Below are 11,171 nucleotides of genomic sequence, written 5' to 3' on the forward strand. Positions count from 1 at the left end.
AGCGTCGCAAGGACGGCGTGCCCGCCAAGGTCGCCACGATCGAGTACGACCCGAACCGCTCCGCCCGCATCGCGCTGCTCCACTACGTCGACGGCGCCAAGGCCTACATCCTGTGCCCCAAGGGCCTCCAGGTTGGCGACATGGTCATGAGCGGCCCCGAGGCCGACATCAAGCCCGGCAACTGCCTGCCGCTGTCCGAGATCCCCGTTGGTACGCTCGTCCACGCCGTGGAGTTCCAGCCCGGCCGTGGCGCCGCCATCGCCCGCTCCGCCGGCAACTCCTGCCAGCTGATGGGCAAGGAGGGTGGCTACGCCATCCTTCGCATGCCGTCCTCCGAGATGCGCCGCGTGCTCATTACCTGCCGCGCCACCATCGGCGAGGTTGGCAACGCCGAGCACGCCAACATCAAGATCGGCAAGGCCGGTCGTAACCGCTGGGCCGGCGTCCGTCCGACCGTCCGTGGTACGGTCATGAACCCGGTCGACCACCCGCACGGCGGCGGCGAGGGCAAGAACCACACCTCTGGTCGTCCCTCCGTGTCCCCGTGGGGCAAGCCTGCCAAGGGCAAGAAGACGCGTGACCCGAAGAAGTCCACGAACCGTCTGATCATCCGTCGTCGCAAGACGAAGTAACGCGAGAAGTAGGAGAAAGCACCTATGAGCAGAAGTCTCAAGAAGGGCCCGTTCGTGGAGACTCGCCTCCTTTCGCGTGTCGCTGCGATGAACGAGGCTGGCAAGAAGGAGGTCATCAAGACCTGGTCGCGCTCCTCGACCATCTTCCCCGAGATGGTTGGTCACACGATCGCCGTCCACGATGGCCGCAAGCACGTCCCCGTGTACATTACCGAGTCCATGGTTGGTCACAAGCTGGGCGAGTTCGCCCCGAGCCGCACCTTCCGTGGCCACAAGCAGGCTTAAGGAGGTACTGACTAATGGCTAAGAACACCAACCCGAACTGGGTCTCCGCGACCGCCAAGTACGTCCGCGTCGCTCCGCGCAAGGCTCGCCTTGTCGTTGACCAGGTCCGTAACCAGCCCGTCGCACGTGCCTTCGAGCTGCTCCAGTTCTGCGAGCGCGCCGTCGCCGTGGACGTCGAGAAGGTCCTGAAGTCCGCCGTGGCCAACGCCTACCAGAACAAGGGCATGCGTCCCGAGTCCCTCGAGGTCGTCGCCGCCTACGTCGACGAGGGCCCGACGCTCAAGCGCATCCGCCCGCGCGCCAAGGGCTCCGCGAGCCGCATCAACAAGCGCACGAGCCACATCACCATCACCGTCGCTCCCCGAAAGGAGGCGTAAAGCCACATGGGTCAGAAGGTTTCCCCCACTGGTTTCCGCCTCGGAGTCACCGAGAACTGGCGCTCCCGTTGGTACGCCGACAAGGACTACGCCACCACGCTCGGCAATGACCTCGAGATTCGCAAGTACCTCAACAAGCGTCTGGCCAAGGCTGCGCTTTCCCGCGTGGAGATCGACCGCGCCGGCGACAAGGTGAAGGTCACCATCTACACCGGCCGCCCCGGCATCGTCATCGGCAAGAAGGGCGCCGAGATCGACGGTCTCCGCTCCGAGCTCGAGAAGATCGCCAAGGTCGGTAAGGGCCAGGTCAACGTCGACGTCATCGAGGTTAAGCGCCCCGAGCTCGACGCCTCCCTCGTTGCTCAGAGCGTCGCTGACCAGCTCGAGCAGCGCATCGCCTTCCGTCGCGCCATGCGCAAGGCCGTGCAGTCTGCCCGCAAGGCCGGCGCTAAGGGCATCCGCATCCAGTGCTCCGGCCGTCTCGGCGGCGCTGAGCTGGGCCGTCGCGAGTGGTACCGCGAGGGTCGCGTGCCCCTGCACACCCTTCGTGCCTGCATCGACTTCGGTGAGGCTACCGCTCGCACCACCATGGGCGCCTGCGGCGTGAAGGTTTGGATCTACGTCGGCGAGAAGCTCCCCGGCCAGCCCAAGCCGCAGCCGGCCCTCGAGGGCTCCTCGCGTCCCCGTCGTCGCAATGAGAGGAGGGGCAACTAATGCTGGCTCCTAAGCGTATTCTTCACCGCAAGGTGCAGCGTGGCTCCATGAAGGGCCACGCCAAGGGCAACACCCAGCTGCACTTCGGTGAGTACGGCATCGTCGCCCTTGAGGCTCACTGGATCACCAACCGCCAGATCGAGGCCGCCCGTATCGCCATGACCCGTTACATGAAGCGTGGCGGTAAGGTCTGGATCACGATCTTCCCGGACAAGCCCATCTCCAAGAAGCCCGCCGAGACCCGCATGGGTAAGGGTAAGGGCAACCCCGAGGAGTGGGTGGCCGTGGTCAAGCCCGGCCGCATCATGTTCGAGATTGGTGGCGTCTCCGAGGAGATCGCCAGGGAGGCTCTCCGTCTTGCCCAGCACAAGCTGCCCATCAAGACGAAGATTGTCACCCTTGCCGACCAGCAGGCTGGGAAGGACGAGTAACCCATGAAGATGAACGAGATCCGCGAGTTCTCCGACGAGGAGCTCGCCAAGAAGCTTGAGGACGGCCGCGCCGAGCTCTTCAACCTGCGTTTCCAGATGGCCACCAGCCAGCTGGACAACACGGCCCGCGTGACCAACGTCAAGCGCGACATCGCTCGCATCCAGACCGAGATGCGCGCCCGCCAGATCGCCGCTGAGGCGAAGTAGAAGAGTCTAGGGAGAAGAACATGAGCGATACCGAGGCTCGTAGCTCGCGTAAGGTGCGCGTGGGCGTCGTTACCTCCATCTCCGGTGCCAAGTCCATCACCGTGAAGATCGACAACCGCAAGCGCCACCCCAAGTACGGCAAGATGATTACCGTCACCAAGAAGCTCCACGCCCACGACGAGAACGAGGCCGCGCACGTTGGCGACACCGTCAAGGTCATGGAGACGCGTCCCCTGTCCAAGACGAAGCGTTGGCGCCTCGTCGAGGTCGTTGAGGCCGCCAAGTAACTGCCAAGGCCATCTATCGGCCCATGTGCGCTGCTCGTGAGGGTGCACCTCTGGGCCGGATGAGCTTCTGAAAGGGATTTGCAATGATTCAGATGCAGACCATGCTCACCGTCGCCGATAACTCCGGCGCCAAGAAGGTGAGGTGCATTAAGGTTCTGGGTGGCTCGAAGCGCCGTTACGCCGGCATCGCCGACGTCGTCATCGCCGCCGTCCAGGAGGCCACGCCGGGCGGTTCCGTCAAGAAGGGTGACGTCGTTCGCTGCGTCATCGTTCGCACCGTCAAGGAGACCCGCCGCAAGGACGGCTCCTACATCAAGTTCGACGAGAACGCCTGTGTCCTCATCGACAAGGACGGTAACCCGACCGGCACCCGTATCTTTGGCCCCGTCGCCCGTGAGCTGCGCGATCACAAGTACATGAAGATCGTCTCGCTCGCGCCTGAGACGCTTTAGGAGGAGTCGCCACTATGGCTAAGATGAAGATCAAGACCGGCGACACCGTCCAGGTGCTCTCTGGCAAGGACAAGGGCAAGCGCGGCGTCGTCGTACGCGCCCTTCCCCGCGAGGGCAAGGTCGTCGTCGAGGGCGTTGCCGTCGCCAAGAAGGCTGTCCGCCCCACGCAGGACAACCAGCAGGGTGGCTTCGTGAACAAGGAGATGCCCATCGACGTCTCCAACGTCGCCCTGATTGACCCTAAGACCGACACGCCCACGCGCGTTGGCTACCGCTTCGAGGAGGACGGCACCAAGGTGCGCGTCGCCAAGAAGAGCGGCGAGGTCATCCCCGACCCCTACAAGAAGTAGGAAACGGGACTTTTGGTCCTTTGCGTACTGGACGCCCGCGGGCTTTGGCTCGCGGGCGTTTTTGTTAGCTTACTTGCATGAAAATGCAGGTCAGAGACGTTAAGTAGTGCTAAGCGACTAAAATAGAGACAGTCAAGATTAGGAGCTCATCATGCCTCTCTCGTACCTCGCTGTCTTCATCGTCGCCTTCCTTGCCTCGCTGCTGGGGCCTCTGTGCGGCATTGGTGGCGGCGTGATCATCAAGCCGGTGGTCGACGCCATGAACGTGATGCCGGTTGCCACGGTCTCTTTTCTCTCGAGCATCTCGGTGCTCACGATGTCGCTTGCCACGCTCACCCAGAATGCCGTGGCAAAGACGTCGACCGTCAACGTTCGCTCTATGCTCCCGCTCGCCCTGGGCTCTGCCGTTGGCGGCGTGGTGGGCAAGCTCCTCTTCAATAGCCTCGGGACAATCCTGCCTGATGCCGAGCTGGTAGGTGCTGCTCAGGCCGCGGTGCTTATCGTGCTTACGGCCGTCGTGTTTGTCTATACGATAAGAAGGTCTTCCATTCAGGGTCTTAACGTCCAGGCTGGTGCCGCCAAGGCCGGAATCGGATTCGTCGCGGGTGCCCTGTGGTCGTTTCTCGGCATTGGCGGAGGTCCCTTTAACCTCGCCATCCTCACGTTCTTCTTCGCGATGTATTCCAAGCCTGCCGCTCAGGCGTCCCTCTTCATCATTGCCTTCTCGCAGACGGCGAGCCTCGTCTATTCTCTCGCTGGCGGCGGCATTCCCGAGTTTGCGCCCGTTGCTCTCATCGGTATGTGCGTAGCCGCGGTCTGCGGGTCCGTTGTGGGCAGAAAAGTGGCGAAGAGGGTCAGCGCGTCAACCATCGACAGACTTTACCTCTTCGCCCTCGTTCTTATCGCGCTTATCTGCTGCTACAACTTTGCTCGCTTCACGGGGCTCGTCTCCCTCTAGGCCCCGCGGAGCGTCCTGAACATGAGCTGCTTGTAGGCCTCGACTCCCGGTTGGTTGAAGGGGTTGACCTCGAGGAGCCTTGCGGAGAGATAACAGCTGAACATGAAGAAGTACAGCAGCTCTCCTAGGGTGTGCTCGTCGAGTCTTTCGAGCTCGATGGTGGGGCAGGGGAGCCGGCGTGCATGCGCGGCGCGCGTGGCATGGAAGCTTGCCTTGTTGATATCCCAGAAGTCCATTCCGTCCAGGTAATCAAAGCCGTCGGCCACGTCCGTGCCGCCCAACACGAGCCTGTCGGACTCTCTGGCCTCGAGGACGTCAAGGAAGGTCTCCATGAGCAGGGGCGTCCCCTCCTGGACGTACTGTCCAAGGCTGTGAAGATCCTCGGAGTATTGGGCGGAAGCGGGGAGCAGGCCGCGGTCGCCCTTGCCCTCGGACTCTCCAAAGAGCTGCTGCCACCAGAGGGAAACGCCCGAGAGGCAGGGTTCGAAGGAGCTGAGCAGCTCTACGCGCATGCCCTCCTCCCAGGCGAGGTGCCTGATCTGGGCGTAGCGCAGCGCGGCGTTGTCCTCAGGGCGCGCTGATGTCTGGCGAAGCCGCCGCTCCTCGTCTCGCGCGCCCTGGACCAGGGCATGGATGTCGATGCCGGCATAGGCAAGGGCGAGGAGATGCACGGGGGTAAACGCCGTGAAGCGCCCTCCCACGTTGGGAGGAAACGTCGTGAACGCATAACCCTCGTCCGTGCAGAGCTTCTCTAGTTGGCTTTTCGGCGTTCCGCAGCAGACGATGTGCCGAGCTATCTGGCTTGCATCCATGTGGGCGGACATCCACTGCCGCAGCAGGCGGAAGGAGGAGCCAGGCTCGAGCGTCTCGAAGTTCTTCGCCACGCAGTCAATCGCCGCCTCGTGGCCCTCGAGGCTTGCGAGCATCTCGTTAAGCGCGTGAGGGGAGAGGGTGTTACCCGCCCAGACAACCTGGTGGGTGGGATCTGGCTGTCCCAGGGCGCGCAGAACGGCACGGGCCGCGTTATTCGACCCGCCAACTCCAATGAGCACGAAGGTGTCGGTCTCGGCGCGGAGGCGGCTGGCAAGCTCTGCGATCCGTACGAGCTGCTCCACGGAGGCCCATTCGTCCACATGCAGCCAACCCAAGGAGCCGCGATAGCAAACCTCCCCCTTCTGTACCTGGGCGAGCAGCTCGCCCGATGCGCGGGAGGCCCGCGTCACATCGTCGGACGTGACGCGGGCCCCCAGGGAGGCTTCGTTAAGCCTCAGCATGTCTGCTCCCTCCTAGCAGCAGCCGCATGGATGCGCGGGGGCGTCATCCATGAAGTGACTGTTCTGGGATGGGTCCTTCATGCAGAGATGCGGCACGGCGCTTACATAGGCGCCGGGCAGGGCAAGGATGTTGGGGTTGCCGTCGGTGTACTTGCGTGTGGCATCGGCAAGCGCCTCCTCGAAGGTGGGACGGGTCTTGAGCCCCATGGTGCGCGCGATGCCGGGCTTCTGGGCGCCCACGATGTAGGTGGCAGAGAGGTACTTCTCGGCGAGGTTTCCGCACGTCATCATGCTAAAGCCGTGGAAGGGGTGGAAGGCCCCGGCAAAGCGGTACTTGCGGATGTACTCCTGGTTGGTCGCAAAGTACTCGCCGTACTTGATCATCTCGTCCAAGGTGTTCATCTTGTCGGACTGCCACAGCTCCCACTGCTCGCGCAGATACGGCCAGCGCTCGTCATGGAACCACCCGTCGCAATAGCTCGAGATGATGAAGACGGGATGCTCGGAGAGGATTCTCTTGTGGCGAATCACCATGGCGGAGACGCCCTGCATCATTTGGATGGGGTTCGTGCCCATGCCGTCGCCGTAGTGGAACTTCGTGGGCATGCCCATGACAACGATGTCGTACTTCTTCTCGGCCCAGTGTACGTAGGTGCGCTTGTCGGCGGTCTTCCATGCGATGGGCTGCATCTCGGCCGCCCAGCCCGAGTTGATCTCGATCTGGCGGCTCCAGGTGTCGAGTACGGCATCGCAGCAGAAGAACTTCTTGCCCATCTTCTCTTCCATGAACATGCCCTGCTGGTCGAACTTGTCGCGCATGAGGCTGTGCGTGGATACGGGAACGAAGTCCGGACGGCTCATGACCGCTGGCACGTGGTGGGCGGCAATGGAGCGCCAGTGGGTGATTCCGGTGGCGCAGTGCTTATAGCCGCCCGAGTATCCGCCATAGGGGTTGCCCTGGGTGTGGCCGATGAGGATGGCGATGTCTGCCTCATAGACCTTCTTGTTCATGATGACGTGGTCGCCATAGGCGGTGTAGCCCAGGTCAACGAGGTTGTCGTAGTCCTCGGAGTCGTGCGAGGCGATCTGGTTGGTCCCGATGAACTCGTTGTAGAGGTCCATGCCAAGGATTTGGCGAGCCTCTGCGTCGCTCGTGCGGGGGTGCAGGCCGTTGGAGAACAGCAGCAGGACGTCATCGTGGTCGACGCCGTTGGCAAACAGCTCGTCGAGGCAGGCGCGGATGGCAACGCGACGATGGGACGTGGGCTGCGTGCCGCCCTTCACGATGTCGGGAATGACGATGACAACCTTGGCGCCGGGGCGGGCGAGCTTGGCGAGCGGATCCATGCCGATGGGGTTGCGGATGCTCTCAAGCGTGGCGTTGTAGAGGCTGTCCCAGTCCTGGGGCAGGCACTCGGGATCCTTGACCGTCTCGCCGGTAATGAAGACGTCCGTGCTGTCGGGCAGCTCGGCACCGAGCTTTCCGGTTCCGTACTCGAATTCGAGATGCATCTGTGTGCCTTTCTCTTCGCTAAGCGTTCAGGTAGAGGTCGACGATCTGGGCGTACTCCTCGGGGTAGAAGCCAATCTCTCCCGAGAAGCGCGTGAGCGCAATGAGGCCGCCGTCGATCTCCTCGATTCCGGCAAGCATCTTGGCGTTGTCTGCCTTGAGGCCTCCGCCGTAGACGACGTCGACGCCTGTCACGACTGACTTGACGAGCCTTGCGACCTTGGCGATGTAGGGGGCGTCTGCGGGCGTCTTGCCGGGGCCGATGCTCCAGACGGGCTCGTAGGCAATGCGAACGTTCTCAAGATCGCAGCCCTCGAGCCCCTCGCTCACCTGGGCGGTGAGAACCTGCTCCCAGGCATCGACCTCCTCGGAGCGCTCGCCCATGCAGAACAGGACCTTGAGGCCTGCTGCCTGCGCTGCCTTGACTTCGCGATTGAGGATTCGGTTGACCGCAGGCTCGATCTGGTCTGCCGTGGCTCCCGACTCGCCCATGATGGCGCGAAGGTTCATGCGCTCCTCGCAGTGACCCACGAGCGTCCAGCCGCAGCCGAGCTGCGTCACCGAATTGGCGGTGCGAAGCGTCGTGAACGCGCCAAAGTTGCCGCCCGGGGCGGTGTCTGCGCCATGGACGCCCTCGGAGCCGATGCCAAGGTGGCTGCCCGCCGCCGCATTGGCGGCACCGATGAGGTGCGCCTCGGGCAGGAAGGCCGCGAACTCGGCGACGTCGGCGTAGGCGTCAGCCACGTCCTTGATGGAGGAGGCCACGGCCTGCCCCCACTGCCCCGGCTCGGCAAGGCGGTTGACTCCGCCCAGCTCCGGTGTGATGTCAAAGCGCTTGAGGTTGAGGAAGATGTGCTTCATGGTGCCTCCAACTCGTTAGACAAAACTCGCGAACCTGCGCAGCGGTTCCCCAAGCAGGGGACGGCACCACGCGCGGAACTCGTCGGTGACGCCGTTGCCCTGCTCGTTGATGTAGGCGTCGGGCAGGGTTCGCTCATCGAGCATGACCTGCTCGATGGGGATGCGCGTGTAGCGAACCTCGTAGGGGCTGGTGGAGAGACGCTCGATGCCCACCATCTTGCCGGAATCGCCGGCAAGTACGGCGCGAACCGCCTCGCGGCCGCACTCGATGGCCTCGTTGCGGTCGATCGTGCTCTGCCAGGGCATGGAAGCCCTGCCCAGAAGCCCCGGCTTCTCCGAGCGCGACTTGTAGCCAAGCTCGGAGATGACGAGTCTCGAGAGGTGCGCCGAGACGTCGCCAAAGTAGGTCGAGCGGCCCGTCTGCATGAGGATGGGGGCCACGGGCCCGCCGCCCGTCTTGTGCAGGCCCTCGCTCACCACCACGACGCCCGAGCCCTTCTCGTCGATGAGACGTTGGCAATCGTCGAGGAAGGCATGCTCGTCGAATTCCCTCTCGGGAAGGTAGATGAGGTCGGGCCCTCCTGTGCCGGATTCGTCTGCCAGGGCGCTTGCGGCGGTGACCCAGCCGGCGTTTCTGCCCATGGCTTCTACGATGACGATGTGGATGGGCAGGCCGCGCACATCGCAGCACACCTCGGAGACGCTTGCCGCCATGTAGAGGGCCGCGCTCGCATAGCCGGGGGCGTGGTCGGTCGCGGCGATGTCGTTGTCCATGGTCTTGGGGATGCCCACCACGTCGATGGACACGCCCTCGGCCTGGCACGCGCGCCAGATCTCGCCGCAGGTGTTCATGGTGCCGTTGCCCCCCGTGGGCAAAAGCCAGCGAACGCCGGCGCGCTCGAGGGCATGTGCCAGATCGCGATAGTCGTCGGCCTCGAGCGGCTTCCTGCTCGTGCCGATGGCCGACGAGGGCGACGAGGGAAGAAGCGACAGCTTCTCGGGGCTCACCTGGGCAAAGTCAACGAACGTGCCATCGGTGATGCCACCCATGCCGCCCAGGGCTCCCAGCACCCGTCCTACGCCGGGGGTCTTGAGCGCCTCGTCGACCGCTCCGAAGAGCGACGCGTTGATGACCGCGGTGGGACCGCCGCCGTGAACGACGAGCAGCGCGTCTTGCGTGGCCATGCTAGATCCCGGCCTTCTCGTAGCGCTCGGCCATCTCGGCAAGCGTGGCGACTTCGACCTTGGGGGCCTTGCCAAAGCTGCCAAACTCGACGATGAGCGTGGAGACGGCCTCCTTGACGCCCGCTTCGATGGCGGCCACGAGCGCCGCGCGGTCGTCGTCCTCCACGACGCCATACATGACGGTGTCGAACACCGGCGGGAGGAAGGCGCGGGGATCGGGGTTCTCGGGGTGCTCGAGCAGCAGCTTGTAGACCCCGCCGATGGACTCGCTCTTTTGGAGCTCGGGGCGCTTGGCGAACAGCTCGCGCATGTTGCGCGTTACGGCGAGGCGGATGTCAGTGTCGATGTTGATTTTGTTGATGCCGGCGGGGATGGCCGCCTTGAGCTCGGTCAGGCTGATGCCGTAGGCGTTCTGGATGTTGCCGCCCAGCTCGTTGATCTCGTCGACGATGTAGCGCGGGACGGTGGAGGAGCCGTGGCTCACGAGTGCGCAGTCGAGTCCCTCGTGGGCGAGGCACTCGCGCACCGCGATGGGGATCTCGCGACGCAGCTTGACGTCCTTGCCCTTGCTGGGGCCATGCATGGTGCCATAGCTGATGGCGAGCGCGTCGACCTTCGTCTTGCGGACGAAATCGACGGCGGAGAGTGGGTTGGTGTAGGTGCTCGAGGCGGCGAACACGTGGTCCTCTACGCCTGCCAGCACGCCGAGCTCGCCCTCGACGGAGACGCCGCGCGGGTGGGCGTACTTCACGACCTCGCGGGTGAGCTCGATGTTCTCCTCGAAGGGAAGCGACGAGCCGTCGATCATGACGGAGGTGTAGCCGCCAGCGATGGCGGCCTTGACGCTCTCCATGTCACGACCGTGATCGAGGTGCAGCACCACCGGGATGGGGCTGTCCTCGCCATACTTCTTCACGGCATCGCCGATGTTCTTAGCGCCGGCGATCTTGTCCTTCACGGTGCCGTTGGCAAAGTCCGCGCGGCCGCCCATGAAGGCGTTGGCGAGGTCGGCGCCCTGAAGGATGGCGGCGCTCCTCAGGGTCTCGTGGGCCTCGATGACGGCTTTTGCCTGGCATACGGCGTTGACATTGAAGGCTCCCTGGGCGTAGCCACCCTTGCGGGCTGCGTCGAGGACGGGCTTGAGCGGAACGAGCATAGCGACATCTCCTCCTGTTGGGTCCGGGCGAGCCCGGGCGCTTTGCGTACGTGCCTAATAGTTCGGGGCCTGTTGGCCCAGTGGCGCCTCGATGATGTTGGAGAGCTTCATGATTCGTGCCGAGGGGACTCCCGTGCGCATGAGGGCGAGGACGTCCTCGGCGCAGGCGGCACCCGCCTCATAGTTGGGCAGCCTCGTGTAGAGGTCTGCGGCGAGCCAGGACTCCCCGTTGTTGGCGAGCTCGGCGTAGGTGAGTCGGCGCCTGGACCCTCGTTGGGTCTCGATACGGCGGAAGTAATGGGTCCATGTGGCCCAGCTCGAGATGACGGCGTCCCCGTCGTCCACGAGCTCGAGGGCGTTAGCGACGGATGCGAGGAAGCGCTCGGAGAGGCGCAGTCCCTCCTCGGTGTCTGCCCCAACGTAGCGGGCGTCCCACAGCTCGATGTTATCGAGCGTGATGGGGGAGCGTGCGCAGACGAGCTCGACGCCCGC

At 63.9% G+C, this 11,171-nt stretch carries 16 protein-coding genes; 10 read left to right on the forward strand and 6 right to left on the reverse strand.

The annotated features are described in order from the left end of the window. From rplB to AC1VTH_RS03545, 10 genes are all read left to right on the forward strand, one after another. Positions 1-632: 50S ribosomal protein L2 (rplB, locus tag AC1VTH_RS03500; protein ID WP_481334719.1), on the forward strand; the 632-nt coding region annotated here is incomplete at its 5' end. A 24-nt stretch (positions 633-656) separates the two neighbouring features. Beyond that, the gene (gene rpsS, locus AC1VTH_RS03505; RefSeq protein WP_126420828.1) at positions 657-917 is read left to right on the forward strand and encodes a 30S ribosomal protein S19; all 261 of its coding nucleotides are present in this window, start codon (positions 657-659) and stop codon (positions 915-917) included. A gap of 14 nt (positions 918-931) precedes the next feature. Continuing rightward, positions 932-1,294, forward strand: coding sequence for a 50S ribosomal protein L22 (gene rplV / locus AC1VTH_RS03510; RefSeq protein WP_293825283.1), 363 nt, complete (start codon positions 932-934; stop codon positions 1,292-1,294). 6 nt (positions 1,295-1,300) lie between these two features. Beyond that, positions 1,301-2,008, forward strand: a complete 708-nt coding sequence (rpsC, locus tag AC1VTH_RS03515) for a 30S ribosomal protein S3 (protein ID WP_293673106.1) — start codon at positions 1,301-1,303, stop codon at positions 2,006-2,008. Next, positions 2,008-2,439, forward strand: coding sequence for a 50S ribosomal protein L16 (rplP, locus tag AC1VTH_RS03520; RefSeq protein WP_293673107.1), 432 nt, complete (start codon positions 2,008-2,010; stop codon positions 2,437-2,439). The genes rpsC and rplP overlap by 1 nt, the downstream gene beginning before the upstream one ends. A 3-nt stretch (positions 2,440-2,442) precedes the next feature. Beyond that, positions 2,443-2,646 (forward strand): 50S ribosomal protein L29, encoded by a 204-nt coding sequence (gene rpmC / locus AC1VTH_RS03525; protein WP_293673108.1) that lies wholly within the window; start codon positions 2,443-2,445, stop codon positions 2,644-2,646. 20 nt (positions 2,647-2,666) lie between these two features. Then, positions 2,667-2,933, forward strand: a complete 267-nt coding sequence (rpsQ, locus tag AC1VTH_RS03530; RefSeq protein WP_481334721.1) for a 30S ribosomal protein S17 — start codon at positions 2,667-2,669, stop codon at positions 2,931-2,933. An 83-nt stretch (positions 2,934-3,016) separates the two neighbouring features. After that, a complete protein-coding gene (rplN, locus tag AC1VTH_RS03535) occupies positions 3,017-3,385 on the forward strand; it encodes a 50S ribosomal protein L14 (protein WP_293673109.1) in 369 nt (122 codons plus the stop codon). Positions 3,386-3,399: 14 nt separating this feature from the next. Continuing rightward, a complete protein-coding gene (gene rplX, locus AC1VTH_RS03540) occupies positions 3,400-3,735 on the forward strand; it encodes a 50S ribosomal protein L24 (RefSeq protein WP_073296271.1) in 336 nt (111 codons plus the stop codon). A gap of 151 nt (positions 3,736-3,886) precedes the next feature. Continuing rightward, the gene (locus tag AC1VTH_RS03545; protein ID WP_481334722.1) at positions 3,887-4,693 is read left to right on the forward strand and encodes a sulfite exporter TauE/SafE family protein; all 807 of its coding nucleotides are present in this window, start codon (positions 3,887-3,889) and stop codon (positions 4,691-4,693) included. Here the strand turns inward: AC1VTH_RS03545 and AC1VTH_RS03550 are convergent. The 6 genes from AC1VTH_RS03550 to AC1VTH_RS03575 all read right to left on the reverse strand — a co-directional run. Further along, positions 4,690-5,967 carry a hypothetical protein gene (locus tag AC1VTH_RS03550; protein WP_481334723.1) on the reverse strand — a complete coding sequence of 426 codons (1,278 nt, stop codon included), beginning with the start codon at positions 5,965-5,967 and terminating at the stop codon, positions 4,690-4,692. The two genes, AC1VTH_RS03545 and AC1VTH_RS03550, sit on opposite strands and share 4 nt — an antisense overlap. Positions 5,968-5,979: 12 nt before the next feature. Beyond that, the gene (locus AC1VTH_RS03555) at positions 5,980-7,479 is read right to left on the reverse strand and encodes a lactate racemase domain-containing protein (protein ID WP_481334724.1); all 1,500 of its coding nucleotides are present in this window, start codon (positions 7,477-7,479) and stop codon (positions 5,980-5,982) included. Between the two features lie 19 nt (positions 7,480-7,498). Continuing rightward, entirely contained in the window at positions 7,499-8,338 is an 840-nt protein-coding gene (locus AC1VTH_RS03560; protein WP_126420848.1) for a triose-phosphate isomerase family protein, read from the reverse strand. 15 nt (positions 8,339-8,353) lie between these two features. Then, complete coding sequence (locus AC1VTH_RS03565) at positions 8,354-9,523, reverse strand: diphosphate--fructose-6-phosphate 1-phosphotransferase (protein ID WP_481334726.1); 1,170 nt, start codon at positions 9,521-9,523, stop codon at positions 8,354-8,356. 1 nt (position 9,524) lies between these two features. Then, on the reverse strand, positions 9,525-10,679 hold the full coding sequence (locus AC1VTH_RS03570; protein ID WP_126420852.1) for a class II fructose-bisphosphate aldolase: 1,155 nt from the start codon (positions 10,677-10,679) through the stop codon (positions 9,525-9,527). Positions 10,680-10,733: 54 nt separating this feature from the next. Beyond that, positions 10,734-11,171: hypothetical protein (locus tag AC1VTH_RS03575; protein WP_481334727.1), on the reverse strand; the 438-nt coding region annotated here is incomplete at its 5' end.

This window comes from Parolsenella sp., assembly GCF_982402205.1.

Excerpts from the sequence above, each read along its gene's own strand:
- rplN (WP_293673109.1), top strand. The coding sequence starts at position 3,017 with ATGATTCAGATGCAGACCATGCTCACCGTCGCCGATAACTCCGGCGCC.
- AC1VTH_RS03550 (WP_481334723.1), bottom strand. The coding sequence starts at position 5,967 with ATGCTGAGGCTTAACGAAGCCTCCCTGGGGGCCCGCGTCACGTCCGAC.
- AC1VTH_RS03570 (WP_126420852.1), bottom strand. The coding sequence starts at position 10,679 with ATGCTCGTTCCGCTCAAGCCCGTCCTCGACGCAGCCCGCAAGGGTGGC.
- AC1VTH_RS03545 (WP_481334722.1), top strand. The coding sequence starts at position 3,887 with ATGCCTCTCTCGTACCTCGCTGTCTTCATCGTCGCCTTCCTTGCCTCG.
- rpsC (WP_293673106.1), top strand. The coding sequence starts at position 1,301 with ATGGGTCAGAAGGTTTCCCCCACTGGTTTCCGCCTCGGAGTCACCGAG.
- AC1VTH_RS03565 (WP_481334726.1), bottom strand. The coding sequence starts at position 9,523 with ATGGCCACGCAAGACGCGCTGCTCGTCGTTCACGGCGGCGGTCCCACC.
- AC1VTH_RS03560 (WP_126420848.1), bottom strand. The coding sequence starts at position 8,338 with ATGAAGCACATCTTCCTCAACCTCAAGCGCTTTGACATCACACCGGAG.
- AC1VTH_RS03555 (WP_481334724.1), bottom strand. The coding sequence starts at position 7,479 with ATGCATCTCGAATTCGAGTACGGAACCGGAAAGCTCGGTGCCGAGCTG.
- rpsQ (WP_481334721.1), top strand. The coding sequence starts at position 2,667 with ATGAGCGATACCGAGGCTCGTAGCTCGCGTAAGGTGCGCGTGGGCGTC.
- rplP (WP_293673107.1), top strand. The coding sequence starts at position 2,008 with ATGCTGGCTCCTAAGCGTATTCTTCACCGCAAGGTGCAGCGTGGCTCC.
- rplV (WP_293825283.1), top strand. The coding sequence starts at position 932 with ATGGCTAAGAACACCAACCCGAACTGGGTCTCCGCGACCGCCAAGTAC.
- rpsS (WP_126420828.1), top strand. The coding sequence starts at position 657 with ATGAGCAGAAGTCTCAAGAAGGGCCCGTTCGTGGAGACTCGCCTCCTT.
- rpmC (WP_293673108.1), top strand. The coding sequence starts at position 2,443 with ATGAAGATGAACGAGATCCGCGAGTTCTCCGACGAGGAGCTCGCCAAG.
- rplX (WP_073296271.1), top strand. The coding sequence starts at position 3,400 with ATGGCTAAGATGAAGATCAAGACCGGCGACACCGTCCAGGTGCTCTCT.